25 protein-coding genes are annotated in these 25350 nt (G+C 72.7%); 17 read left to right on the top strand and 8 right to left on the bottom strand.

Annotated elements, in window-relative coordinates:
• Positions 1 to 51 precede the first annotated feature (51 nt).
• The 5 genes from urtB (at position 52) to JQN83_RS06410 (ending at position 5304) form a co-directional block, all read left to right on the top strand.
• Complete coding sequence (gene urtB / locus JQN83_RS06430) at positions 52 to 939, top strand: urea ABC transporter permease subunit UrtB (protein ID WP_208566109.1); 888 nt, start codon at positions 52 to 54, stop codon at positions 937 to 939.
• On the top strand, positions 936 to 2123 hold the full coding sequence (urtC, locus tag JQN83_RS06425) for an urea ABC transporter permease subunit UrtC (protein ID WP_208566108.1): 1188 nt from the start codon (positions 936 to 938) through the stop codon (positions 2121 to 2123). The genes urtB and urtC overlap by 4 nt, the downstream gene beginning before the upstream one ends.
• Positions 2120 to 2875 (top strand): urea ABC transporter ATP-binding protein UrtD, encoded by a 756-nt coding sequence (urtD, locus tag JQN83_RS06420; RefSeq protein ID WP_208566107.1) that lies wholly within the window; start codon positions 2120 to 2122, stop codon positions 2873 to 2875. The genes urtC and urtD overlap by 4 nt, the downstream gene beginning before the upstream one ends.
• Positions 2875 to 3567, top strand: a complete 693-nt coding sequence (gene urtE, locus JQN83_RS06415) for an urea ABC transporter ATP-binding subunit UrtE (protein ID WP_208566106.1) — start codon at positions 2875 to 2877, stop codon at positions 3565 to 3567. Before urtD ends, urtE begins: the two co-directional genes overlap by 1 nt.
• 99 nt (positions 3568 to 3666) lie before the next feature.
• Positions 3667 to 5304, top strand: coding sequence for a CotH kinase family protein (locus JQN83_RS06410; protein WP_307799056.1), 1638 nt, complete (start codon positions 3667 to 3669; stop codon positions 5302 to 5304).
• Here JQN83_RS06410 and JQN83_RS06405 read toward each other — a convergent pair.
• From JQN83_RS06405 to JQN83_RS06395, 3 genes are all read right to left on the bottom strand, one after another.
• Entirely contained in the window at positions 5301 to 5870 is a 570-nt protein-coding gene (locus JQN83_RS06405; protein WP_308290718.1) for a Rieske (2Fe-2S) protein, read from the bottom strand. The genes JQN83_RS06410 and JQN83_RS06405 overlap by 4 nt on opposite strands.
• A 105-nt stretch (positions 5871 to 5975) precedes the next feature.
• Positions 5976 to 6638, bottom strand: a complete 663-nt coding sequence (locus JQN83_RS06400; RefSeq protein ID WP_219461659.1) for a DUF6529 family protein — start codon at positions 6636 to 6638, stop codon at positions 5976 to 5978.
• On the bottom strand, positions 6638 to 7378 hold the full coding sequence (locus JQN83_RS06395; protein WP_208566104.1) for a hypothetical protein: 741 nt from the start codon (positions 7376 to 7378) through the stop codon (positions 6638 to 6640). The genes JQN83_RS06400 and JQN83_RS06395 overlap by 1 nt, the downstream gene beginning before the upstream one ends.
• 190 nt (positions 7379 to 7568) lie before the next feature.
• Between JQN83_RS06395 and JQN83_RS06390 the strand changes: the two genes are divergently transcribed.
• From JQN83_RS06390 to mnhG, 8 genes are all read left to right on the top strand, one after another.
• Positions 7569 to 8522: an ion transporter gene (locus tag JQN83_RS06390; protein ID WP_307799055.1), complete on the top strand. Its 954-nt coding sequence runs from the start codon at positions 7569 to 7571 to the stop codon at positions 8520 to 8522.
• 287 nt (positions 8523 to 8809) lie between these two features.
• Positions 8810 to 9289 (top strand): cation:proton antiporter regulatory subunit, encoded by a 480-nt coding sequence (locus JQN83_RS06385; protein ID WP_208566103.1) that lies wholly within the window; start codon positions 8810 to 8812, stop codon positions 9287 to 9289.
• A gap of 146 nt (positions 9290 to 9435) precedes the next feature.
• Positions 9436 to 12258 carry a Na+/H+ antiporter subunit A gene (locus JQN83_RS06380; protein ID WP_208566102.1) on the top strand — a complete coding sequence of 941 codons (2823 nt, stop codon included), beginning with the start codon at positions 9436 to 9438 and terminating at the stop codon, positions 12256 to 12258.
• Positions 12255 to 12755: a Na(+)/H(+) antiporter subunit C gene (locus JQN83_RS06375; protein ID WP_208566101.1), complete on the top strand. Its 501-nt coding sequence runs from the start codon at positions 12255 to 12257 to the stop codon at positions 12753 to 12755. Before JQN83_RS06380 ends, JQN83_RS06375 begins: the two co-directional genes overlap by 4 nt.
• Positions 12752 to 14332 (top strand): Na+/H+ antiporter subunit D, encoded by a 1581-nt coding sequence (locus JQN83_RS06370; RefSeq protein WP_067303875.1) that lies wholly within the window; start codon positions 12752 to 12754, stop codon positions 14330 to 14332. Before JQN83_RS06375 ends, JQN83_RS06370 begins: the two co-directional genes overlap by 4 nt.
• Positions 14329 to 15000, top strand: coding sequence for a Na+/H+ antiporter subunit E (locus JQN83_RS06365; RefSeq protein WP_307799054.1), 672 nt, complete (start codon positions 14329 to 14331; stop codon positions 14998 to 15000). The genes JQN83_RS06370 and JQN83_RS06365 overlap by 4 nt, the downstream gene beginning before the upstream one ends.
• A complete protein-coding gene (locus JQN83_RS06360; RefSeq protein WP_088645903.1) occupies positions 14997 to 15260 on the top strand; it encodes a monovalent cation/H+ antiporter complex subunit F in 264 nt (87 codons plus the stop codon). The genes JQN83_RS06365 and JQN83_RS06360 overlap by 4 nt, the downstream gene beginning before the upstream one ends.
• Positions 15257 to 15622, top strand: coding sequence for a monovalent cation/H(+) antiporter subunit G (gene mnhG / locus JQN83_RS06355; RefSeq protein ID WP_208566100.1), 366 nt, complete (start codon positions 15257 to 15259; stop codon positions 15620 to 15622). Before JQN83_RS06360 ends, mnhG begins: the two co-directional genes overlap by 4 nt.
• 87 nt (positions 15623 to 15709) lie before the next feature.
• Here the strand turns inward: mnhG and JQN83_RS06350 are convergent, their stop codons facing one another.
• Positions 15710 to 16090 (bottom strand): YccF domain-containing protein, encoded by a 381-nt coding sequence (locus tag JQN83_RS06350; protein WP_204924355.1) that lies wholly within the window; start codon positions 16088 to 16090, stop codon positions 15710 to 15712.
• Between the two features lie 57 nt (positions 16091 to 16147).
• On the opposite strand from JQN83_RS06350, the gene JQN83_RS06345 reads away from it, so the two are divergent.
• On the top strand, positions 16148 to 17164 hold the full coding sequence (locus JQN83_RS06345; protein ID WP_208566099.1) for a methyltransferase: 1017 nt from the start codon (positions 16148 to 16150) through the stop codon (positions 17162 to 17164).
• Between the two features lie 43 nt (positions 17165 to 17207).
• On the opposite strand, the gene JQN83_RS06340 is transcribed toward JQN83_RS06345, so the two are convergent.
• From JQN83_RS06340 to JQN83_RS06325, 4 genes are read right to left on the bottom strand one after another with little or no spacing between them, the layout of a single operon-like run.
• Positions 17208 to 18230, bottom strand: coding sequence for a methyltransferase (locus tag JQN83_RS06340; protein WP_208566098.1), 1023 nt, complete (start codon positions 18228 to 18230; stop codon positions 17208 to 17210).
• Positions 18227 to 19393 (bottom strand): aminotransferase class V-fold PLP-dependent enzyme, encoded by a 1167-nt coding sequence (locus JQN83_RS06335; RefSeq protein ID WP_307799053.1) that lies wholly within the window; start codon positions 19391 to 19393, stop codon positions 18227 to 18229. The genes JQN83_RS06340 and JQN83_RS06335 overlap by 4 nt, the downstream gene beginning before the upstream one ends.
• Positions 19390 to 20751: a tryptophan 2,3-dioxygenase family protein gene (locus JQN83_RS06330; RefSeq protein ID WP_208566097.1), complete on the bottom strand. Its 1362-nt coding sequence runs from the start codon at positions 20749 to 20751 to the stop codon at positions 19390 to 19392. The genes JQN83_RS06335 and JQN83_RS06330 overlap by 4 nt, the downstream gene beginning before the upstream one ends.
• A 55-nt stretch (positions 20752 to 20806) precedes the next feature.
• Positions 20807 to 21511 carry a tryptophan 2,3-dioxygenase family protein gene (locus JQN83_RS06325; protein ID WP_208566096.1) on the bottom strand — a complete coding sequence of 235 codons (705 nt, stop codon included), beginning with the start codon at positions 21509 to 21511 and terminating at the stop codon, positions 20807 to 20809.
• Between the two features lie 458 nt (positions 21512 to 21969).
• On the opposite strand from JQN83_RS06325, the gene JQN83_RS06320 reads away from it, so the two are divergent.
• The 3 genes from JQN83_RS06320 (at position 21970) to JQN83_RS06310 (ending at position 25141) form a co-directional block, all read left to right on the top strand.
• Positions 21970 to 22530, top strand: coding sequence for a GNAT family N-acetyltransferase (locus JQN83_RS06320; RefSeq protein WP_208566095.1), 561 nt, complete (start codon positions 21970 to 21972; stop codon positions 22528 to 22530).
• A gap of 232 nt (positions 22531 to 22762) precedes the next feature.
• On the top strand, positions 22763 to 23725 hold the full coding sequence (locus JQN83_RS06315; protein WP_208566094.1) for a siderophore-interacting protein: 963 nt from the start codon (positions 22763 to 22765) through the stop codon (positions 23723 to 23725).
• Positions 23726 to 23860: 135 nt separating this feature from the next.
• Positions 23861 to 25141 (top strand): multidrug effflux MFS transporter, encoded by a 1281-nt coding sequence (locus tag JQN83_RS06310; protein ID WP_244251849.1) that lies wholly within the window; start codon positions 23861 to 23863, stop codon positions 25139 to 25141.
• Positions 25142 to 25350: the final 209 nt, after the last annotated feature.

Here is a 25350-nt window from a genome sequence, read left to right as displayed (position 1 = left end):
CGGGCGGGAGGCACCCCCGCCCGGGCCGACCCACCACTTCGGAGCGCGAACGTGACAGTCCTCTTCGGTCAGCTCTTCACCGGCATCAGCATCGGCGCGGTGCTGCTGCTCATCGCCCTCGGCCTGGCGCTGACCTTCGGCCAGATGAACGTGATCAACATGGCGCACGGTGAGTTCATCATGGCCGGCGCCTACACCACCTACGTCCTGCAGCAGACCGTGACGGCCGCCGGCTGGTCGCTGCTGGTGGCGCTGCCGGTCGCCTTCGCGGTGGCCGGCACCATGGGCGTGCTGCTGGAGGTGCTGCTGATCCGCCGCCTCTACGCCCGCCCGCTGGACACCCTGCTGGTCACCTGGGGCGTCTCGCTGATGCTCCAGCAACTGGCCCGCGACGTCTTCGGCAGCCCCAACGTGCAGACCCGCGCCCCGGCGCTGCTCACCGGCAACATCTCCCTGCCCGGCGGGCTCACCGTCGCCAACAACCGGCTGTTCATCCTGGCCCTCGCGCTGGCCGCCGTGCTGGCGCTGACCCTGGCACTGCGGCTCACCCCGCTCGGGCGGCGCATCCGCGCGGTGGTGCAGAACCGCGACCTCGCCGCCGTCTCCGGCATCCCCACCGCCCGGGTCGACCGGACGACCTTCTTCATCGGATCCGGGCTGGCCGGCGTCGCCGGGGTCGCGCTGACCCTGCTCGGGCCGATCGGCCCCACGATGGGTACCAACCTGATCATCGACGCCTTCCTGGTCGTCGTGGTCGGCGGCATCGGCCAGCTCAAGGGCAGCGTGATCGTCGCCTTTGCGCTGGGCGTGCTCCAGGCCACCGGCGAGTACCTCACCACCCTCAGCGTCGCCAAGGTGATCGTCTTCGTGGCGATCGTGGCGTTCCTCCAGTGGCGGCCCCAGGGGCTGTTCACCCTGCGTACCAGGAGCCTCGCATGACCGCCGCGCCGCTGGTCGGCACCGATCCGGCCGCCGTGACCGGGAGCCCGCCCGGTGGCCGGCGGGGCCGCCGGTTCGACGGCCCGGCCCGCACCGCCGCCGGGTTCGCCCTCGGGGCGGCGCTGCTGTTCGCCGTCGCCCCGCTGACCCTGTCGGACTTCCGGCTGTCGCTGCTGGCCAAGTACCTGTGCGTGGCGATGGTCGCGGTCGGCATCGGCATCGCCTGGGGTCGGGGCGGCATGCTCACCCTCGGCCAGGGGGTGTTCTTCGGCCTCGGCGGCTACGCGATGGCGATGCACCTCAAGCTCGCCGACGCCGGCCCCGGCGAACTGCCCGACTTCATGCAGCTCTACGGCCAACTCGACGAGTTGCCGTTGTGGTGGCGGCCGTTCGCCAGCCCGTGGATCGCCCTGCCGGCCACCGTGCTGCTGCCGATGGCTGTCGCGTTCGGCCTCGGCTCGCTGGTCTTCCGCCGCCGGGTCCGCGGCGCCTACTTCGCCATCCTCAGCCAGGCCCTCGCCGCCGCGATGGTGATCCTGCTGGTCGGCCAGCAGGGCACCACCGGCGGCACCAACGGCCTCACCGACATCCAGGGCTTCTTCGGGTACGACCTGGACGACCCGGTCAACCAGCGGATGGTCTACTTCATCATCGCCGCCAGCCTGCTCGCGCTGCTGGCCCTGGCCCGGCAACTGATCCGCAGCCGCTACGGCGAGTTGCTGGTGGCCGTCCGCGACGGTGAGGAACGGGTCCGTTTCCTCGGCTACGACCCGGCCGGCGTCAAGCTCGTCGGCTACGTGATCGCCGCCGGGATGGCCGGGCTGGCCGGGGCGCTGTTCGTCCCGGCGGTCGGGATCATCTCACCCGCCCTGATCGGGATCGTCCCGTCCATCGAGTTCGTCATCGGTGTCGCGGTCGGCGGCCGGGCCACCCTGCTCGGTCCGGTGCTCGGCGCGGTGGCGGTGGCCTGGGCGCGTACGGCCCTGTCGGAACGGTTCCCGGGCACCTGGACGTACCTGCAGGGCCTGCTGTTCGTGCTGGTGGTGGCGTTCCTGCCGGGCGGCCTGGCGTCGCTGTGGGTGCTGGCCCGGCAGCGCCGGTCGGACCCGGCCGGCGCGCGGTGGTGGCGGCGGGCCCGGCCGGTGGACCGGGCCGAGAACCGGACGGAGGTGTCGGCGGCATGACCGGCCCGCAACTCGACGGCCTGTGCGTACGCGGCCTGCGGGTCACCTTCGACGGCTTCACCGCCGTCGACGGGATCGACCTCGACGTGCCGCCCGGCGACATCCGCTTTCTGATCGGCCCGAACGGGGCGGGTAAGACCACAGTGGTCGACGCCGTGACCGGGCTGGTCCGGGCCACCGGCTCGGCCCGCTTCGGCGACCGGGAACTGCTCGGTCGCGACGTGCACCGCATCGCCCGGCTCGGCATCGGCCGCACCTTCCAGACCGCCTCGGTCTTCGAGGAACTGACCGTGGTGCAGAACCTCGACATCGCCGCCGGTGCCACCCGGAACTGGTGGACGTTGGCCCGACGACGCAACCGGATCCCCGACGAGGTGGCCGCCGCGCTGGAGACGATCGGGCTGACCGACCGGGGTGACCAGCTGGCCGGCGCGTTGGCGCACGGGCAGAAGCAGTGGTTGGAGATCGGCATGCTGTTGGTCTCCGACGCCCGGCTGCTGCTGCTCGACGAACCCGTCGCCGGGATGAGCCACGAGGAACGCGACGCCACCGGCGCCCTGCTGGAGACGGTCAGCCGGGACCGCACCGTGGTGGTCATCGAACACGACATGGACTTCCTGCGGCGCTTCGCCCGCAGCGTGACCGTGCTGCACGCCGGGAAGGTGCTCAGCGAGGGCACCGTCGCCCAGGTCCAGGCGGACCCCCGGGTGCAGGAGGTCTACCTCGGCGTCGACACCGCACCGGAGGCGTGATGTTGGATCTGCGTGGCGTACACGCCGGCTACGGCCGCAGTGAGGTGCTGCACGGGGTGGACGTGGCCGTCCCCGCCGACGGGGTGGCCGCCGTGCTCGGCCACAACGGCGCGGGCAAGAGCACCCTGCTGCGGGTCGCCGTCGGGCTGCTGCGCCCCCGCGCCGGCACGGTCACCCTCGACGGGGAGGACGTCACCCGGCTCGCCCCGCACCAGCGGGTCGCCCGGGGCCTGGCGTACGTGCCGCAGGGCCAGCAGTGCTTCCCGCACCTGACGGCGGCGGAGAACCTGCGGCTGGTGGCCGACGGCCGGCGCGACGGGGCCGCCGCCACCGCCGAGGCGCTGGACCTGTTCCCGGCGCTGCGCCCACTGCTGCGGCGGCGGGCCGGCCTGCTCTCCGGCGGCCAGCGGCAGCAGTTGGCCATCGCCCGCGCGCTGGTCACCCGGCCCCGGCTGCTGCTGCTCGACGAACCCACGGAGGGCATCCAGCCCTCGGTGGTCGCCGAGATCCAGGACCGGATCGTCGAGCTGGCCACCGGGGCCGGCATCCGGGTGCTGCTGGTGGAGCAGCACCTCGGCTTCGCGTTGCGGGTGGCGACCCGGCACTACGTGCTGGAGTCCGGCCGGGTCACCGCCACCGGCGACGGTGGCCGGGACGCCGAACGGTCGGTCCGCCAGGCGCTCGCTGTCTGACCGTGTTGGATCGATGACCGAAAGTGATCGAACATGTAACATTGGCGTGCGTAGATGGCATGGAGGTGCTTCAACCGCCCGTGACGCAGGGGAGTGACTGTGCGGAATCTGCCGGCCCGGATCCTGGGCGTCGTGACCGCGATCTCGCTCGGTGTGGTCGGCGGCCCGTCGCCGACCCCGGACCGGCCGGCCGGCGCGTCGGCCACCGCCGCCCCGGCGGCGGACCCGGCCGACGAACTGACCGGCGACATCGTCTTCTCCACGCCGAGCGGCACCTTCCGGGACGCACTCGCGGTCTCGTTGCGGACGACGGTGACCGACGCCGAGATCCGCTACACGACCGACGGGGCGCTGCCCGGGACGGACTCCCCCCGGTACGACGGCACCCCGGTGGCCATCTCCGCCACCACCCAGCTACGGGCCGCGGCGTTCGTCGACGGGGTGGCGACCGGCGACCCGGGCACCGCCCTCTACGTCGAGCGGGCCGTGGACGTCAGCCTCGACCTGCCGATCCTGCTGATCGACGGGTACGGCCAGGGTGCGCCGGGACGGGAGTTCGTCGATGCGGCAGCCCTGCTCTTCGCGCCGACCGGGGGACACGCGTCGCTCTCGACGCCACCCACCCTCGCCACCCGGATCGGTTACCACCTGCGCGGCACGTCGAGTTCCCTGTTCGACAAGGCGCCCTACCGGGTCGAGTTCCGGGACAACGAGGACGACGACGTCGACCATCCGGTGCTCGGCATGCCGGCCGAATCCGACTGGGTGCTGCGGGGGCCCTACACCGACAAGGCGTTGATCCGGGAGGCGTTCACCTTTGACCTGGCCCGCGAGATGGGGTTCGCGGCCCCCCGGTACGCCTTCGTCGAGTTCTACCACAACGTCGCGGACCGGCCGGTGAACGCCGAGGACTACCAGGGCGTCTACCTGATCGTCGAGACCATCAAGAACTCGAAGAACCGGCTCGACCTGAAGGACCTCGACCCCGACGACGTCACCCTGCCGGCCATCTCCGGCGGGTACATCTTCAAGTTCGAGTGGCTGACGGCCGAGGAGCCGACCCTGGAGTGCCAGGGACGGCCCGCGACCTGCTGGCACTACCTGGAGGTGGTCGACCCCTCGCCCCTGCAACCGGAACAGCAGGCCTGGCTCACCGGGCACCTCCAACAGTTCAACGACCTGATGCAGTCCCGCGACTTCGCCGATCCGACCACGGGCTATCCCGCCTGGATCGACGTGGGATCGTTCGTCGACTCGTTCATCGTCAACGAGCTGACCCGCAACTTCGACGCGTACGCCCGCAGCTCGTACTTCCACAAGGACCGCGGCGGCAAGATCACCGCCGGGCCGCTGTGGGACCTCGACCTCACCTACGGCATCGGTGGCGGGGACAACCTGGAGACCACCGGTTGGCAGTACGCGCAGCCCCGCTGGCCGAAGCCCAACAACTGGATCAACCGGCTGGTCACGGACCCCGGGTTCATGGCGCTGGTCCGGGCCCGCTGGGCCGCTCTCCGCCAGGGTCCGCTCTCCGCCGCCGGGCTCGACGCGCGCCTCGCCGCTCTCACCGCGCCGCTGGCCAACGCCGCCGACCGCAACTTCCAGCGGTGGCCGAACCTGACCACCGAGAAGATCGGCCCCATCGTCACCCCGACCGCCGACACGTGGCAGGGGCAGCTCGACTACCTGCGGGACTGGCTGGACCGGCGGATGGCGTGGCTGGACTCCGCCGTCTAGGCCAGCCGGATGTCGTCACCGTCGACGGTCACCGCCCGGGGCGGCAGCGGGCTACCGGCCGGGCCGCTGCGCACCGCGCCGTCGGCGATGCCGAAGACGCTGTTGTGGCAGCCGCAGACGATGGTGCCGTCCTTGACGGAGGTGACCGTGCAGCCCTGGTGGGTGCAGGTCGCCGAGAACGCCTTGATGGTGCCGGCGGCGGGTTGGGTCACCACCACCCCCTCGGCCTTGAAGATCTTGCCGCCGCCGACCGGGATGTCCGCCACCGCGGCCAGCGCCGCCGGGGCGGGCGGCTGCTCGCCACCTCCTGCGGGGGAACCGCTCGCCCCCGCGGACGGCCCGGCCGCGCCCGGTGAGGCGCCGGCCGGGTTGCCACCCGCAGGAGCCCCGGCGGAACCGCTGGCCGCCGGAGCGGCGGCCGGTGCCGTCGACTCACCGTACGTCTGGCAGCCGGTGAGCAGGGCGGTCACGCCCACCCCACCGGCACCGGCCAGCACGGCCCGCCGGGACGCACAGCCCGCCCCACGTTCGTCGCACATCTGCCCGTCGTTCCTCTCGTGTGTCACACGCCCACCCTGTCCACGGGCCGCCGCCGCGGCACGTGCCCGCCCCGCGTATCGGCTACCCGCCCGCGTCAGCCACCCGGCCCGCGTATCGGCTACCGGCCCGCGTCACGTGCCCACCCCGAAGGTGGTGAAGTACCACAGCGACGAGGTCACCCAGATTCCCATCAGGACGGTGAAGAGCAACCCACCGACGACCGGCAGGACCCAGCCGGCCAACCCCCGCTTGGGCAGGGCCAGCATCTTCATGGTGAAGATGCCGAAGAAGAGGCAGCCGAGCAGCGAGTGCAGCAGGGTCCGCAGGTCGTAGTCGGCGAAGCCCAACGCGTAGAGGCAGTGCACCGCCACCGGCACGGTCAGCAGGAACGCCACCCGGCCGCTCCACCGGTGCAGCCCACCCGCCCAGGAGGGCGAGAAGCTACCGAGCCGGCCCCACATCGACAGCGCGGTGACCAGCTGCACCACGGCGAAGAAGGCCGCCCCGGTGCCCAACCAGACCTTGACCGCCTGGGGGCTGGAGAAGCCGGCTACGTTCACCGCGATCCCGGTGGGCTGGTGCACCTTGGCGTACGCCCCGATGGCCACCGTGACCGCCGCCCCGACCAGCAGCGGTACGACCACCGAGGCGGGTGGTCCGCCGGAGGCGGTGGACGGCGTACCGGTCGGGTCGGGCGGGATCCCGACGGACGGGGGGTCGGACAGGACCCGGACGGACAGCCCGTCGTCGACGTCGCGTCCCACGTCGGTCTCGAACCTGCGGCGGGCGGTCATCACTCACCGACGCCCGGGTCGGCCGTCACCGGGGCCGCGGTGACGGTCCGGCCGTCGAGGATGGTGGTGCCGAACGCGGGGTCCAGCGGCGGGGCCGACACCGCAGTGCCGTCGCGGGTCACCACCCCGATCTGGCTGCCGTCGGGCAGCATGATCCAGCCGCCGTCGACACCGGAACGGCGCTGCTGCGAGGTGGCCCGGTAGAGCACCGGGTCGGGCTTGCTGGTCTGCTTGGCGGTGAACTTCCACCGGCGCTGACCCACCACCATCTCGCCGGAGGCGACGCCGTCGCCGAAGGAGCCGGTGAGCACCTCGCCCTTCTTGCCGGTCAACTTCATCCGGCCGTCGGCGGCGGTGCCCTTGAGCCACACCTCCAGTTTCTTGCCGTCGCAGACGTACGCCACCGCCTTACCGTCGGTGACGGTGATCGCGATGGTGGCGCCGCCGTCGAGCCGCCCGGTCCAGTTGGAGTCGGCCTTGGCCGCCGGTGGTGTGCTCGGCGGTGGCGTCTGCGGCGGGGCGGGCTGGCCCCGCTGCTCCGACGGCTCCGCCGGGGTGGCGTCCGGTGCCGGCTCCGCTGGTGCGGCGGGCGACTCGACGGCGGCCTCGGGCGAGGCCGCCGCGTTCGCGGCCGGCCCGGCGTCGACCGTACGCGGCGCCGCCTGGGCGCTCATCGCGAACAGGACGGCGGCCATGCCCGTCCCGGTCAGCAGGGTGAGCAACGGGGTCATGCGCTTCATGAGCAGCTCCCTTCACCGGGATGTACGAAGTCCGGGCCCCGGTCGTTCAATGTCGCGGCGAGAAGCTGTGCCCGAAAGTGGGCCGGTGGCCGGTCGGTGACCTTCGGTGACCGTCCGGGGTGGCCGTTAGGGTGTCGGCATGGCTGCCGCGTTTCCGCCCCGCTGCGGGACCGGGTGACCGGTGCCGCCCGTGGCCACACCCCTGTCGCCGGTTCCCACCCCACGGGGTGCCCCCGATCCCGGTCCGACCCACCTGTCCGGCCTGCCCAGGTGGTGCGCCCGCATCGCCCGGTCGCGTCCGTTCGAGGCGGCGATCGTGGTGCTCATCATGGCCAACGCGGCGGTCCTCGGGGTGGAGACCTATCCGGATCTCGGTGCGGCCCGACCCGCGCTGCACTGGCTGGAGCTGAGCTTCCGGGTCGCCTTCGTCGCCGAGATCGCCATCCGGGTGCTGGCGTACGGGCGTCGGCCGCAGGACTTCCTCCGGCACGGATGGAACGTGTTCGACCTGGTGGTGATCGCGGCGATCTTCCTGCCCGGCCTGCACGGCGACTCGGCGCTGCTGCGCGTCGTCCGGGTGGCCCGGGTGCTGCGCCTGGTGCGTTTCTCGCCCGGACTGCGCACCATCGTGGCCGCGCTGTGGCGCAGCCTGCCCGGCGTCGGCGGCTTCCTCGCGCTGGCCATGGTGACCCTCTACGTCTACGGCATGGCCGGCTGGCTGATCTTCGGCCGGGCGTACCCGGAGCAGTACGGCGACATCGGCCGGTCCCTGCTGACCCTGTTCGTGCTGCTCTCCCTGGAGACCCTGCCGGATCTCGTCGAGCAGGGCATGGCGCTGTCCCCGTGGACCCTCCTCTACTACGTCAGCTACGTGATCATCACGGTCAATCTGCTGCTGAACATCCTGATCGCGGTCATCGTCAACTCGATGGAGGAGGCCCGCCGGCTGGAGATGACCGAAGGGCTGGCGCCCGGCTACGACGCCGACGGCGACGGCGTGCCCGACGAGGTCGACCGGATCGCCCTGACCCAGCGCCTGGACGACCTGCGGGCGGTGATCGCCGAGCTGGAACGTGAGCTGCGCATCGACCGGGACGACCCGGCGAGCCGGCACCGGTCGGCCGAACGCTCCGACGCCCGTTGACGACGGGCGTCGGCATCCGCCGCCGACATGTCACCCGGACCGTCGGCATCCGCCGTCGACATGTCGCACGGCCCGTCGGCCGCTGACCGGCCGGTGCCGGTCGGTGGGCCCGTGACCGTCGCCCCCGAGCGGAGCCGAGGGTCCGTCGGCACCCCCTCCGACGTCCAGGTTTCCCGAATGGTGGGACGGTGGAGGTGGGCGGTCGCGCCCCGATCATGATAGGGATGAAGGGGCGCGCGGCCGTTACCGGCCGGACGCCCCTTCGATGTTGGGCGAAGGAGGTCGGTGTGCGGTTCGAACGTACGGTCATTCACGGGGTCGGACTCTGCCAGCGCTTCGCCACCGCACACGGCCAGTGGGCCAGCGTCATCTCCCACCCCGGCGGGCGGCGCGACATCGTGATCTACCACCCCGACGACACCGACACCGCGGTCGGCACGCTGGTGCTCGACCAGTCCGAGGCGCAGGCCGTCGCCGGGGTGCTCAACCAGGCGGTCACCGTCGACCACCTCGCCGAGCTGGAACGCCAGCTCCCCGGCGTCACCGTCGTGCGAATACCCGTCGCCGTGGGCGGCGCCGGCGACGGAAAACGTTGGCGGGACACCGCGTCGTCCGGACTGCCGCTGTCGCTGCTGGCGGTGGTCCGCGCCGGCCGGGTCGTCCCGACCCCCGGCGACGACTACGTCCTGCTCGCCGGCGACGAGGTCGTCGTCGCGGGCGCGGAGGCGGCCACCACGGCCGCCGTGGACGTGTTCGCCGGTCACTGACCGGGTACCACCACCGACCGACCAACCACTGGTGACGCCACCGCCGCGGTGGCCGTGCGACCCGGGGACGCCCGTCCCCGCGCCGCCGGTTCCGCACCGCCCCGATCGGGTCGGTGGCCGCCGACACTGATCTTTGAGGAGGGTATGTGCTGGTCCTGGTGGCGGTCCACGCACTGGCAGCCGTGGTCGCCCCGGGGCTGGTACGCCGCTTCGGCCGCCGGGCGCTCTACGCCGTCGCGCTCGCCCCGGCCGCCACGCTGGTCTGGGCGCTGACCCGCACCGGTGGGGTCCGGGCCGGCGAGCCGGTGGTGGAGACCTGGCCGTGGGTGCCCCGGATCGGCCTGGAACTCGCCCTGCGGATGGGCACCCTGTCCTGGCTGATGGTGGTGCTCGTCGGCGGGGTCGGCGCGCTGGTGCTGGCGTACAGCGCCAGGTACTTCCGATCCGACGACCCCGGGCTGGGCCGATTCGCTGCGGTCTTCGTCGCCTTCGCCGGCTCCATGCTCGGCCTGGTGGTCTCCGACGATCTGCTGCTGCTCTACGTCTTCTGGGAACTGACCACCGTCTTCTCGTACCTGCTGATCGGCTACGACCCGGCCAAGCGGGCCAGCCGGCGGGCCGCCATGCAGGCGTTGCTGGTCACCACCCTGGGCGGGCTCGCCATGCTGGCCGGGTTCGTGATGCTCGGCCAGCACGCCGGCAGCTACCGCTGGTCGGTCGTCGCCACCGACCTGCCCGGGGGCGGCTACCTGGTCACCGCGCTGATGCTGATCCTGCTCGGTGCGCTCAGCAAGTCGGCGATCGTCCCGTTCAGCTTCTGGCTGCCCGGGGCGATGGCCGCGCCCACCCCGGTCAGCGCCTACCTGCACGCCGCCGCGATGGTCAAGGCCGGGGTGTTCCTGGTCGCGCTGCTCGGCCCGGCCGTCGCCGACGTCACCGCCTGGCGGGTGGTGCTGCTCGTCACCGGCCTGGCCACCCTCTTCCTCGGCGCCTGGGTGGCGCTGCGCCAGACCGACCTGAAACTCCTCCTCGCCTACGGCACGGTCAGCCAGCTCGGGCTGCTGATGGTGGTCCTGGGTGCCGGCACCCGCGACGCCGCGCTGGCCGGCGCGGCGATGGTGTTGGCCCACGCCCTGTTCAAGGCCACCCTCTTCCTCGTCGTCGGGATCGTCGACCACACCACCGGCACCCGTGACCTGCGCGAACTCAGTGGCCTCGGCCGGCGCGCGCCGGTGCTGGCCGGGGTCGCCGTGCTGGCCGCCGCCTCGATGGCCGGGCTGCCGCCGATGGCCGGCTTCGTCGCCAAGGAGGCCGCCTTCGAGGCGTTCCAGCACGGGGGTACGGCCGACCTGCTGGTGCTGGCCGGGGTGGTGGCCGGGTCGGCGCTGACCGTGGCGTACACGCTGCGGTTCCTGTGGGGCGCGTTCGCCGGCAAGCCCGGGGTCGCGCCGACCGAGCCGCACCCGGCGGGCCGGTCGTTCCTCGCCGCCCCGGCGCTGCTCGCCGTGGCCGGGCTGGCCGTCGGCGTCGCCGCCCCGGCCCTCGACGGGCTGCTCGCCCCGTACGCCGACGGGTTCGCCTCCGCCGAGCCGGGTTACCACCTGGCGCTGTGGCACGGCCTGACCCCGGCGCTCGGGTTGTCCGCCCTGGCGGTGGCGGTCGGCGGCGGGCTGTTCCTGCTGCTGCACGGGGGACGGCTGCGGGCGACCCGGTGGACCCCGGTCGACGGCGCGGCCGGCTACGAGCGGTTGGTCGCCGGGGTGGACCGGCTCGCGGTGGAGCTGACCGGCGCCACCCAGCGGGGCTCGCTGCCGTTCTACCTCGGGATCATCCTGGTGGTGCTGGTCGTGCTGCCCGGCGGGGCGCTGCTCACCGGCGGGCCCTGGCCCCGGGAGTTCCGCGCCTGGGACACCCCGTTGCAGGCCGTCGTCGCCGCCCTGGTGATCGTCGCCGCCGTGATGGCCGCCCGCGCGCTGCGCCGGCTCACCGCGATGATCCTGGTCGGCGTCGCCGGCTACGGCACCGCCCTGATGTTCGTCCTGCACGGCGCACCGGACCTGGCGCTGACCCAGTTCCTGGTGGAGACCGTCACCATCGTCATGTTCGTGCTGGTGCTGCGCCGGCTGCCGGTGAAGTTCTCGGCCCGGCCGATCCGCCGCAGCCGGCGCGGCCGGATCGCCCTCGGGGTCGCCGTCGGCGCGGTCGTGTCCGGGATGGCCTGGGTCGCGTCGAGCGGCCGACTGGCCACCCCGATCTCCGAGCGGTTCCCCGACGAGGCGGTCTCCTACGGCGGCGGCAAGAACGTGGTCAACGTGACCCTGGTCGACATCCGGGCCTGGGACACCATGGGCGAGATCGCCGTACTGGTGGTGGCTGCCACCGGGGTGGCCAGCCTGATCTTCCGCCGTTCCCGGGACCTGGACCGGCGCAGCGCCGTCCCCGGCCCCCGACCGGCGACCACCGGGGGGCCGCGCTGGCTGACCGCCGGCTTCGAGGCGCACCGGCACTCGGTGATCCTCCAGGTGGTCACCCGGCTGCTGTTCCACGCCATCGTGCTGTTCTCGGTCTACCTGCTCTTCTCCGGCCACAACGCCCCCGGTGGCGGGTTCGCCGCCGGGCTGGTCGCCGGACTGGCCCTGGCCGTGCGCTACCTGGCCGGCGGCCGGCGGGAACTCAACGCCGCCGCCCCGGTCGACGCCGGCGCGGTGCTCGGCGCGGGACTCTTCCTCGCCGTCGGCACCGGGGTGGTGGCGATGCCGCTGGGTGGGGAGTTCCTGCAGAGCGCGGTGCTCGACCTGCACCTGCCCCTGCTGGGCAAGGTCCACTTCGTCTCGTCGGTCTTCTTCGACGTCGGCGTCTACCTGATCGTGGTCGGCCTGGTGCTGGACATCCTGCGCAGCCTCGGCGCCGAGATGGACCGCCAGCAGGAGGACGCCCACGACGACGTACGGGACAAGGAGCTGGTGTGACCCCCAACCTCACCTACATCGTGGTGGTCGGCGTGCTCTTCGCCGCCGGGGTGACCCTGCTGCTGGAACGCAGCCTGACCCGGGTGCTGATGGGCGTCATCCTGCTCGGCAACGGCGCCAACCTGCTGCTGCTCACCGGCGGCCGGGCCGGTGGCCCGCCGATCGTCGGCACCACCGACGGGGCGGAGATGAGCGACCCGCTACCCCAGGCGATGGTGCTCACCGCCATCGTCATCACCCTCGGCATGACCGCGTTCCTGCTGGCGCTGTCATACCGCAGCTGGCACCTCAACGGCCACGACGAGGTGCAGGACGACGTGGAGGACCGCCGGATCATGGACCTGGCCGACCGGGACGAGGGGCCGGGCACCGACGACGCCGACCAGCCCGACTCCGACGACCAGCTCGACGGCGACGGGCGGCCCGATCCGGACAGCCGGCGGCCCTCGGCGGCGTCGCTGGCGGCGGCGGCCGGCGGGCGGGGGAGGGAAGCGTGAACTACCTCGTCCCGCTGCCGGTGGTGATGCCACTGCTCGGCGCGGCCCTGACCCTGCTGTTGGCCAGCCGCCCCCGTGCGCAGCGGTGGGTCAGCCTCACCGTGCTCACCGCGACCGTGGCGGTGGCCGCCACCCTGCTGGTCCGCTCCTCGATCGACGGACCACTCGTCGTCGAGGTCGGCGGCTGGGTGGCGCCGCTGGGCATCGTGCTCGTCGCCGACCAGCTCGCCGCGCTGATGCTGGTGGTGTCCGCCGCCGTGACCCTCTGCGTGCTGGTGTACTCCATCGGGCAGGGCATGGCCGACGGGCACGAGGACACCCCGCTGTCGGTCTACCACCCCACCTACCTGGTGCTGACCGCCGGAGTGTGCAACGCGTTCCTCTCCGGTGACCTGTTCAACCTCTATGTCGGTTTCGAGATCCTGCTGGTCGCCAGCTACGTGCTGCTCACCCTGGGCAGCACCGAGACCCGCATCCGGGCCGGCACCACGTACGTCGTGGTCAGCCTGCTGTCGTCGCTGATCTTCCTGGTGGCGATCGGGCTGGTCTACTCGGCCACCGGCACCCTCAACCTGGCCCAGCTCGTCGACCGGCTCGACGCGCTCCCCGACGACCTGCGGTTGGTGCTGCAGGGCATGCTGCTGCTCGCCTTCGGCATCAAGGCGGCGGTCTTCCCGCTGTCGGCGTGGCTGCCCGACAGCTATCCCACCGCGCCCGCGCCGGTCACCGCCGTCTTCGCCGGCCTGCTCACCAAGGTCGGCGTGTACGCCATCATCCGCACCGAGACGCTGCTGTTCCCCGGTGGCCGGACCGCCGACCTGCTGCTGGTGGTGGCGGCGTTGACGATGCTGGTCGGCATCCTGGGCGCGGTCGCCCAGTCCGACATCAAACGACTGCTGTCGTTCACCCTGATCAGCCACATCGGGTACATGTTGTTCGGGGTGGGCCTCAGCTCGTCGCTCGGGTTGGCCGCCGCGATCTTCTACGTGGTGCACCACATCACCATCCAGACCACCCTCTTCCTCGCCGCCGGGCTGGTCGAACGCCGGGGCGGCAGCACCGCGCTGGACCGCCTCGGCGGGCTGGCCCGGTTGTCGCCGCTGCTCGCCGTGCTGTTCTTCGTGCCCGCGCTGAACCTGGCCGGGATTCCACCGTTCTCCGGTTTCCTCGGCAAGCTCGGCCTGGTCCAGGCCGGGGTGGACGACGGCGGCGTGCTGGCCTGGGTGCTGGTCGCCGGTGGGCTGCTGACCAGCCTGCTCACCCTCTACGCCATCGCCCGCGTGTGGAACCTGGCGTTCTGGCGTCGCCCGCACCCGGAGATGCCCGAACCGCAGGACAGCGTGCACACCGTGCGTACCGACGGGGTGGAGCAGCCCTACCGGGGGCCGGACCGCGACGCCCACCCGGGCGCGATGCTGCCCCGCCTGATGATCGCGCCGACGGTCGCCCTGGTGGTGCTGGGGCTGGGGCTGACCGTGGTGGCCGGGCCACTGTTCGACCTCAGCTCCGACGCCGCGGACGACCTGCTGCGGCGCACCCCGTACGTCGAGGCCGTCTACCCCGGGGGTACCCCGTGAGCCACGATCCGCCGCCGCAGCGGCCTGAGGACCTGTCGCCCGGTGCGCTGCCGTCGCCGCGCGCCGGGGAGCCGTCGCCGCCGGAGCATCCGGAGGATCTGCCGTTGACCCCGGCGGCCCGCCGCCGCAACCAGGCCGTCGCGATGATCGTGCTGGTCACCGTCTGGGTGCTGTTGTGGGGGACGCTGAGCTGGGCCAACGTGCTCGGTGGGCTGGTGGTGGGGCTGGTGGTGCTGACCGTCTTCCCGCTGCCCCCGGTGACCTTCGCCGGGAGGGTGCACCCGGTGCCGCTGCTGCGGTTCGCCCTGCGCTTCCTGCGGGACCTGGTGGTGGCCAGCGTCCAGATCGCGGTGCTGGCGCTGCGGTTCGGGCACCCCCCGTTGGGCGCGATCATCGCGGTGCCGCTGCGGGTCCGCTCCGACCTCAACCTCACCCTGACCGCCGAGGCGCTGTCCCTGGTGCCCGGCAGCCTCATCGTCGAGGTTGACCGGGACGCCGGCATCCTCTACGTCCACGTCCTCGGGGTGCGCGACCGCGCCGAGGTCGAACGCTTCCGCGACGGCGTGCTGGAGTTGGAGGCCCGGTTGATCGCGGCGATCGGTTCGGCGCAGGAGCAACGGCTGATCCGGGAGCACACACCGTCCACCCTGGAAGGAAGTTCGAGATGACCGCTGTCGCCGTGATCGTCACCGTGCTGCTGGCGGTGGCCGGTGCGCTCACCCTCACCCGGATCGTCCGGGGGCCGTCGGTGCTCGACCGGGCGGTCGCCACCGACGTGCTGCTGGCCATCGTGGTGGCCGCCGTGGCGACCGAGGCCGCCTACAGCCGGGACGCGACCGCGCTGCCGATCCTGGTGGTGCTGGCCATCCTCGGATTCGTCGGGTCGGTCAGCGTCGCCCGCTTCGCCACCCGCCGGGACGACCGGTGAGCGTCGACGCGGTGCTGGACGTGGTGGCCGCGGTCTGCCTGCTGGGCGGCGCGCTGCTCAGTCTCGCCGCCGGGGTCGCCCTGGTCCGCTTCCCCGACCTGCTGTCGCGGATGCACGCCGCGGCCAAGCCACAGGTGCTCGGCCTGCTGCTGGTGCTGCTCGGCTGCGCGCTGCGGCTGCGGACCGGGGTGGACGTCACCACGCTGGTGCTGGTCGGCGCGTTCCAGTTGGCCACCGCGCCGGTCGCCGCCCACATGATCGGCCGGGCCGGCTACCCGCACGACCGGATCCGCACCGATCTCCTGATCACCGACGAACTCGCCGCCCACCTCGACCGCCTGCACGCCGACCGCCGGCCCTGACCGGGGTGTTCCCCGGCCTTCGGGCCCCGGCCGCCGGGTCGTCGCGGCCGGGTCGTCGCTGCCCTGACCGGGGTGTCCCCGGGCCGGTCAGGGGGCCTCGACGACCTCCCGGCCGAGCGGCCAGAACGCCGCCGGGACGAGCTTGAAGTTGGCGATGCCGAACGGGATGCCGATGATCGTGACGCAGAGCGCGATCCCGGCGAGCAGGTGCGACAGTGCCAGCCACCAGCCGGCGAGCAGCACCCACAGCACGTTCGCCAGCCCGGACGGGACGCCGGCCCCGGGCTTGGTGACCAGGGTCCGCCCGAACGGCCACAGCGAGTACGACGCCAACCGCAGCGACGCCACCCCGAACGGGATCGTGATGATGAGCACGAAGCAGACCACCGCCGCGACGAAGTAGCCGAGGGCCAGCACGATTCCGCCACCGAGGATGAGCCACAACAGGTTCAGGATGAAGCGAATCATTACTCCATAGTGACGGGTGCGTGCCACCGCGTCACCGTTCCATGATCTTATGTTCCCATGATCACTCCCACTCCTCTCATGCATCTCGTCGCCGGTGTCTGGGGCTTCAAGACCCTCGCCGTCGGGGTCGAGTTCGGGCTGTTCACCAAGCTGGCCGGCGGCCGGACCGTCACCGTGGCCGAGGCCGCCGCCGAGTTCGGGCTCGACGAACGCCCCGCCGACCTGCTGCTGTCGGCCAGCGCGTCGCTGGGGCTGCTGGAGCGGGCCGGTGACGGCTACCGCAACTCCGCGCTGGCCGAGCAGTTCCTGGTCGAGGGGCGGCCCTACTACTTCGGTGCCCAGGTGCGCTACTCCGACCTGCGCACCTACCTGCCCTGGCACCGGGTGGGCGAGGCGCTACGCGGTAACCGGCCGCTCACCTGGGACCCGCAGCAGCAGGACTCCCTGTTCGACACCACCGACCAGGAGCTGGTGGCCCAGTTCTGGGACGCCATGTTCGCCACCTCCCGGTTCACCGCCCGCGCCCTGGCCGACGCGTACGACTTCGGCGCGCACCGCCGGCTGCTCGACGTCGGCGGCGGCGCGGGGGCGTTCCCGATCGAGTTCTGCCTGCGTCTGCCGCACCTGCGGGCGACGATCCTGGACCTGCCGCACGTGTGCGTGCGGGCCGGGGAGCGGATCGCGGAGGCGGGCCTGACCGACCGGATCAGCGCCGTCCCCGGGGACTTCCTCGCCGACCCGGCCCTGCCGGACGGGCACGACGTGATCCTGCTCAGCATGATCCTGCACGACTGGGACGAGCCGACCAACCGGGCGCTGCTGGCCCGGTGTTTCGCCGCGCTGCCCCCCGGCGGGGTGGTCGTCATCTCTGAGCTGCTGCTCAACGACGAGCGCACCGGCCCGCCGGAGGCCGCCCTGATGGGCATGAACATGCTCGTCGAGACCGAGGGCGGCAAGAACTACTCCGGTGCGGAGTACCGGGCCTGGCTGACCGACGCCGGCTTCGTCGATGTGCGTACGGTGCCGTTCGAGGCCCCCGGCGCGAACGGCGCGGTGCTGGCCCGCCGCCCCTGACCGGCCCGGCCGGCGGGCCACCACGGCCCGCCGGCCCGCCCGCTCACCCCGGCTTGTACGCGGTGACCAGCTCCCACCCGCCGGGCAGCACCGCCACCCGGGTGAAGCCGACCTCGGCGAGCAGCCCGGTGTAGAACTCGACCTCCCGCAGCCGGCTGACGCAGCTGTCCACACCGATCAGGAAGTAGCTCCAGAAGAACTGCACGGCCAGCCGGTCCGGCGTGCGGAACTCCTCGGCGATCAGCAGCAGCCCACCGGGCTCCAGCGCCGCGTACGCCTGCTCGACCAGGCGGCGGGCGACGTCGTTGGGCCAGTCGTGCAGCACCCGGACGAACGCCATCGCGTCGTAGCCGGTCGGCAGCGGCCCGGCCAGGAAGTCGCCGCCGACGAAGCCCAGCCGGTCGGGGTGCCCCCGGTCGGCCCGGGTGGCCGCCACCAGCGGTGCCACCGCCGGCAGGTTGAACACGTCGACCCGCAGGGCGGGGGCGGTGTCGAGGACGTGCGCGGCGAGGGTGCCGTCACCACCGCCGACGTCCAGCAGGCGTCGCCGGTCCGACCAGAGCCGGTCGGCGTGCCGGCGCAGCGTCTCGATCACCGGGCCGAGCCCGGCGGCCATGCTGCGTTCGAAGTCGGCGGTCTGCGCGTCGGTCTTCGGCGGCCAGGCGAAGTCGTCGTCGGTCATGCCGACCTCGCCGCGCAGGCTCTCGGCGAGCCGGCCGTGCAGCAGCCGCCACGGGTAGCGGTCCCGGTCCCGTTCGATCGCGTCCGGGCCGACCACCGCCAGCACGGCGTCGCGCAACCCGGGCACCGCCCGGTAGCTGGCTGCGGCGATGTCGTCGCCGGGTTCGTGGCGGGTGACGCAGCCGAGGCTCTCCAGGCAGTCGAGGAACTTGTATAGCCGCAGCGGGCGCACCCCGAACCGGTCGGCCAGCGCGTCGAGGCGTACCGGGCCGGGTTCCAGCGCGTCGAGCAGGCCGAGGGCCAGCGCGGTCTCCAGCACGTCGACGGCCTTGGGGCCGTTGACGAGCAGGCTCATCAGCGCCCGGGGGGACAGGGTGACGCTCACCGGTCCAGCTCCTCGGCGAGCGCGTCCATGAACGCGTCGACCTCGTCGAGGGTGTTGTAGACGTGCGGTCCGACCCGCACCCAGCCCCGCCAGGTGCAGATCATGTTGCGTGCGGCCAGCCGCCGCTTGACCGCCTCGCCGTCGGGGACGTCCAGGCAGACCACCCCACCCCGGCGCTGCGGGTCGGTGGGGCTGACCACCGCGATGCCGGCCGCCGCCGCCCGGTCCAGGACCCGCTGGGTCAGCGCCAGCGAGTGCGCCCGGATCGCCCCGATCCCGACGCCCGCGAGCAGGTCCAGGCCGACCTGGGAGATCAGCGAGGTCAACGGGTACGGCGTGCCGCCGGCGAAGCGTTGCGCCCCCGCCGCCCACCCGCTCGACACCCGGAAGGTCAACGCCCGATCGCCGGCCTGCCACCCGGTCGCCGCCGGCTCCAGCCGCTCGGCCAGGTCGGGGCGGACGTAGAGGAAGGCGGTGCCGGCCCCGCACAGCCACTTGTGCGCACCGCCGAGGACGACGTCGACGCCGAGCGCGGTCACGTCCAGCGGGACCGCCCCGACGGTCTGGAAGGCGTCCACCACCACCAGGGCGCCGACGGCGTGGGCGCGGGCGACCAGCCGGGCCAGGTCGATGGTGGCCCCCGAGGAGAAACTCGCATGGGGTACGCAGACCAGCAGCGTCCGCTCGTCGATGCGGGCTTCGAGGGCGTCCTCGTCGAACCGGGGGCCGCCGGTGCCGACCACGTCGAGCCGCGCGCCGTAGCGGCGGAACGCGTTGCCGATGAACGGCACCGTCGGGTATTCCAGGTCGGTGGTGACGATCCGGTCGCGCGGCGGGCGGTAGTCGAAGCAGGACAGCACCCGGACCAGCAGCGTGCTCAGGTTGGCGTCGGTGACCACGCTGCCCGGCGGTGCGCCGAGCAGCGCGGCGACCGAGTCGGCGTACCGGTCGAGGCCGACGTGCCAGCCCTGCCACACGTCGTCGCGCCAGTCGCGCAGGGTGGCCCAGTAGTCGGCGAGCACCCGTTCGACGCCCCGGGGCGATGCGCCGGTGGAGTTGTTGCCCAGGTAGACGCAGGTTTCCAGCAGCGGGAACTCGGCGCGCAGGGTGGTGTGCGCGGCGGTGTCCAGGCAGCCTGCCGGGAGGGTGTCGGGTCCGCTCACTCGGAGCAGCCTCCAATCGGGTCGACCCGGGTGGTGCCCGGGTCTGCGGATACGGTGGTGAAGACCGGATCGGCGCGGACGGCCGCCAGGTAGGGGGTGCCCTCGGTGTAACCGGTGCCGGAACGGCTGCCGAGCATCCGGGTCGCCAGCCGGTGATGGGTGCGTCGCCAGGTCAGCACGGCCTCGGCGAAGGCCGCCATCCGCTGGCGTACCAGCGCCTGGTCGGGGCCCCGCAGCAGCCCGTCGTGGACCGCCGCCCGGTAGGCCTGGTCGATCGACGGCTGGCCGGACCGCACCAGGTCACGCACCTCCGGCACCGACCGGTACGCGGTGGAGTCCAACCGGTCCGGCGTCGGCGGACGGCACAGCGACTCCATCAGTTTGTAGGAGCGGGACTGGATCGCGCTGGCCCCCTCGGTGTAATCGCGGAACGTCCGGAACGCCGCCGGTTGCATGGTGGCCAGCAGCGAGAAGAGCGGACCTGCGTCGCTGATCAGCTCCCGGGCGTACGCCAGCGAGGCGGCGGCCCGGTGGGGACGACCGGTGGCCAGCGCGGTGATCGTGTCCCGCAACTCCTCGGCCACCCCGGCGAACACACACTCGTACGCCTGTAGGACCCGGATGAACAGGTATTCGTCGTGGGAGACGTAGACCGGCAACATGCTCAGCCGCAGGACCCGCTCCCGGGCGGGATCACGGCCGGCGACGGCGAGCCGGTGCAGCGCCGTCGCCGCCGCCACCGGGTCCCGGGTCGCTGTCACCGGGTCCGGGTCGGTGACCGCCCCGACACGGCCGAGCCGGGTCAGCGCGGAGATCCCGGCCCGCACCCCGAGTCGGTACCGTTTGGCCACCACCGTCGGCTCCGGCCGCTGCTCGGGGAGCAGATCGGTGGCGTCGGTCGCGGCGGCCAACTCGAACGCGAGGGCGTCGGCGACGAGGTCGACCAGCAGCCGGTCGCGTTCCCGTCGCCCGCCGGCCTGCCCGGCCCGCGTCGCCTGCTGGCTCTGCCCGGCCCGCGTCATCGGCCCGGTCTGGTCGGTCGACGGGGCCGGCCCGGCCGGGCGGATGTCCGTGGGCCCGGCGGCGGGCAGGGGGAGCAGGGGCAGGGCCAGGTAGCTGCGGTAGTCGTACCGGTCGTCCCACTTGTCGAGCGCCACGTCGAGGAAGGTGGACAACTGGCGGGCGGGGGGCGTCCGGGTGCCCACCCGGGGGCGGACCTGATCCAGCAGGGCCAGCAGTTCCTTTTTGACGAAGTGTTTGCCGACGCGTTGAAATTCGGTGACAACCGCATCGTAGGGAAATCTCTCGGGATCGGCCGTACCGGACGACCAGCTGGTCAGCTCAAGCACGATCCGCACCTCGGGTGGGGGTATGTCAAGGGGGCGCCGACGATTCTTCGAGTGGCGCTGGTCGTCATGCTTCTGCGGAGCGGGAATGGGCCGACACCGGTGTGTCGGTGTTCGGCCGGGCCGGTCGCAGCTCGGGGAAGAACCGGTGCTCGACGAGCTTGGCGAGCATCGTGGCCGGGCTGGCCGGGCTGCCGTCGGCGGGGTGCCCACCGACGGTCAGGGCGACCTGGTAGTGACGTGCCCGCCACCGGGAGACCTGTTCGTCCCATCCGGCCATCGCCTCGGCGAGCCGACGTGTCGGGTCGGTCGGCGGCAGGGTATGCAGCGTCGCGCCCCGGTCGGCGAGCTGCCCGGCGAAGGCCCGGCCGAGTTGCCGGCTCACCGCCGCGACCTGACGCCAGCCGGGTGACTCGGCACCGGATCCGTTGCCCAGCGCCGGTTGCATCGTCTGAAAGTCGATCGGTGCCAGATGGTCGAACATCGCCAACTGGTCGGTGACCAGTCGCACCGCGAGCGTCGCACGGGCCAGCAGCTCCGCCGCCGCTGCCGGGTCCGCGGCCTCGGTCCGCGCCACGGCGGCGCTCAGCTCGGCTCCGGCCAGCTTCAGCCACAACTCGGTGGACTGGTGTACGACCTGGAAGAGCAACTCGTCGCGGTGCAGCACCTCCTCCGGGCGGCGTTGCAGATCGAGCAGTTCACCGGTGCGCATGTAGCGGGCGTAGTCCGTAGGACCGTCGCCGGGCAGCACGGGTGACTGGTCACGTTTCACGAATGTCCCTCCGGTAAATGCCGGCGCGGCACGGATGTCGGCGCTCAACGGCGCAATTATCCAACGAAGAACGGCAATGTGTCACCCCCTCTCGAAGTGGAGGGTGGTCGGCCTCGGGGGAGGAAACGCACTTTTTCTCACAGCATGTGAGCGCTAACATGAATAATTCCTTTCGTCAATGCCGAACGGTGCCTGACGTGTCACATCCGCCCGGCCCGGGCGAGGTCCGGGGTGGGTGACCCGTTCCGCGGTCGCCCGACGGGGGCCTGCGTGGGCGGGGCGGTCAGGCCGGGAATTCGGGCGTACTCGGAGTGTTCGATTGCTTACTGTGCGGATGCGTGGTTGGGTCGTCCTTGCCTATCGGCTGCGGCGGTCGGCAACGGCGGTCGGCGGGTGGCGGTGGCGGTTCGTGAGTCGACGGTTCGTTGGGTCGACGGCTCGGTCCTGGAAGGAGTGCCATGGCGACGGTGTCGACCTCCGCCTCGCGTCTGATCGACGGCTTCGGTGAGGTGACCATCCGGCCGGTGCGGCCCGACCGGGACGTCGAGGTGATCCACGACTGGGTCACCCGGGAGCGGTCCCGGTTCTGGGGCATGCGGGACGCCGACCGCGAGCGGGTGCACGAGATATACGCGTACCTCGACTCGTTGAGCACCCATCACGCGTACCTGGTCCACCGGGACGGCCGCCCGGTCGCCCTGTTCCAGACCTACGAACCGGCCGCCGACCCGGTCGGGCGGTGCTACGAGGTGCGCCCCGGTGACTTCGGTGTCCACCTGCTCATCGGCCCCCCGGACGGCGGTACGGAGCCCGGCTTCACCGGTGTGCTCCTCGACGCGTTCCTCGCGTTCGTGCTGGCCGATCCGACCCGGCTGCGGATCGTGGCCGAGCCGGACGCCCGCAACACCCGGGCCGTCGACCGGCTGGCCCGCGCCGGCTTCGTACCCGGCCCGCAGATCGACCTGCCGGACAAGCGCGCCCAACTGATGTTCCTCGACCGGGTCGCGCCGGGTCACTGACCGCCGCCCGCCGGTCGGGTGCGCCGACGGTGCCCGCTGGTCGTACTCGCTGGTCGTGCCTGCCGATGGTGCCGCAGGGTCGGGGGCGCCCCGTGGTCCTGACCGGGTCGCCATGTCGAGACCTGCGTGGTCCTGGCCGCGACGTGGCGTGGCCGCGACGGCGGTTCACCCGAACGGGGACGGGGTGGGCCACCTCGCCATTCATCTTCTTGGTTAGGTTAGCCTCACCTACGTGCTTAGTGATCGAGTTCGCCCGGCGGGGGAGCCCCACCACGCCACCGGCACCGCGACCCTGCCCGTGGCCCCCTGGCGGCTGTTCGACGTTCAGGTACGCGCGGCGCGTCGACTCAGCCCGTCCTTCCTGCGGGTCACCTTCACCGGCCCGGACCTCGACCGGTTCGCCGACAACGGCTACGACCAGCGGATCAAGCTGGTGCTGCCGCTGCCCGGCCGGCCCGGCGTCCACCTGCCCGGCGGTGCCGACTGGTACTCCCACTGGCGGGCGCTGCCCGAGGACGAGCGCTGCCCGATCCGCACCTACACCGTCCGGGCGGTCCGGCCGTACCTGGCCGAGGTCGACATCGACCTCGTGCTGCACGGCGACAGCGGTCCGGCCGGTCGGTGGGCGTTGCGGGCCCGCCCCGGCGACGAGGCCGGCCTCCTCGGACCCGACGCCGGCCACCACGGTGACCACGGCGGCATCGAGTTCCGCCCACCGGACGCCGGTCAGTTGCTGCTGGCGGGTGACGAGACCGCCGTACCGGCGATCAGCGCCATCCTGGAGCGGCTGCCCCTCGACGCCCGGGGCCGGGTGCTGCTGGAGGTGCCGGAGCGGGCCGACGTGCTGCCGCTCGTCGCCCCGCCCGGGGTCACGGTCGACTGGCTGCCCCGCGACGGCGGCGACCACGGCAGTCGGCTGCTACCCGCCGTCGCCGCCGCAGCGCACCACCTGCTCTCCGACGTCGGCGCACACCCCACCGGGGGGCCGACCGTCGACGTCGACGTCGATACCGACCAGGCTGTGCTCTGGGAGGTGCCGACCCCGACCGCGCCGGTGCCGGTCTACGCCTGGCTGGCGGGGGAGGCCGGCGTCATCCGCGCATTGCGCCGGCACCTCGTCGCCGACCGGGGCATGGACCGGCGCGCGGTCGCCTTCATGGGGTACTGGCGGCACGGCCGGACGGACCCGGCTTGACCGTGACCAGCGGTTGTGACCCGCGTTACCTCTCGGTGGAGCGGGAATCAGAACAGCGGATCAGGATTTGAAGCCAGGTGTGACCTTCGCACCCGTTACCGTCCGGCCGCACCCCGACCGGGCGGAGCCTTCCCGATGACCGACGTCGTCCACGACCAGTCGCCGAAGGTCGCGTCGACGCCGGGGGACCTGATGACCCGCCGGCAGCGCGTGCGACTCGTTCTCGTCCTCGGCTCGCTGATCGCCATCGGCCCGCTGACCATCGACATGTACCTGCCGGCGCTGCCGGCCATCGCCACCTACTTCGCGACCACCTCGGCGGCCGTCCAGTTGACCCTCACCGGCACGCTCGCCGGGTTGGCCCTCGGTCAACTGCTGATCGGGCCGCTCTCCGACGCGGTCGGCCGCCGCCGCCCGCTGATCGTCGGGCTCGCGGTGCACGTCGTGGCCTCGGCGCTCTGCGTCGTCGCCCCCAACATCGCCGTCCTCGGCGCGCTGCGGGTGGTGCAGGGCCTCGGGGTCGCCGCCGCCACGGTGGTCGCCATGGCGGTACTGCGTGATCTGTTCGACGGCACCGCCTTCGCCACCCTGCTCTCCCGGCTGCTGCTGGTGATGGGCGCGGCGCCGATCCTCGCCCCGACCCTCGGCGGCGGAGTGCTGCGCTGGACCGACTGGCGGGGTGTCTTCGTGACGCTTGCCGTCTTCGGCGTGCTGCTCGCCGTGCTCGCCGTGATCGGCCTGCCCGAGACCCTGCCGGCCGCCCGTCGTCAGCGGGGCGGCGTGTGGACGACCGTCGGCCTGTACGGCTCGCTGCTGCGCGACCGCACCTTCGTGGGGCTCGTCCTGGTCGCCGGCCTGGCCATGGCGGCGCTGTTCGCGTACGTGGCCGGCTCGTCCTTCGTCCTCCAGGAGGGGTACGGGCTCGACGAGCAGCAGTTCGCGTTGGCCTTCGGAGCGGGCGCGGTGGGGCTGATCGGGGCGGCCCAGTACAACGTACGGCTGCTGCGTCGCTTCTCCCCGCAGCGCATCCTGGTCACCTCGTTGAGCGTCGGCACGCTGGCCGGGCTGGCGCTGCTGGCCTTCGCCGCGACCGGATTCGGCGGGCTGCCCGCCCTGCTGGTGACGTTATGGGTGGTGCTGGCGACGGCCGGCCTGGCGATGCCGAACGCCCCGGCGCTGGCGCTGTCCCGCCACGGCGAGGCGGCCGGCACCGCGTCGGCCCTGCTCGGTGCCGTGCAGTTCGGCGTCGGTGCGGTGGCCGCGCCGATGGTGGGGGTGCTGGGCAACGGTGCGGTGGCGATGGCGCTGGTGGTGGCGGGTGGGATGGTGGCGGCGCTGGCGGTGCTGTTCCTGGTGGTCCGCCCGTCCAGGCTCGCCGACCTGGAACCGCCCGCGGCAGTGGTCGTGGTGCACTGACGGGACCGGCCGGACACGTCGACTCGGGTTACTCCGGCCGCAAACGGGGTGAACAGCGGCGGGAGAGGGTGAGGCCCGTGACCGGCGCGGTCGCCCGCACCGGCGGCGTGGGCACCGGCCCGCACGAGGCGAACAGGGCGGGCCCGAGGGCCCGCCCTGCCGTTTGTTGGCGACTACCAGAGGATTTGAACCCCTAGACCACATCTGCA

It is taken from the genome of Micromonospora antibiotica, from assembly GCF_017599305.1.
In the GTDB taxonomy this organism is placed as follows: domain Bacteria; phylum Actinomycetota; class Actinomycetes; order Mycobacteriales; family Micromonosporaceae; genus Micromonospora; species Micromonospora antibiotica.
Note: the sequence above shows the minus strand (reverse complement) of the source record. Positions and strands in the feature narration are given on the sequence as shown.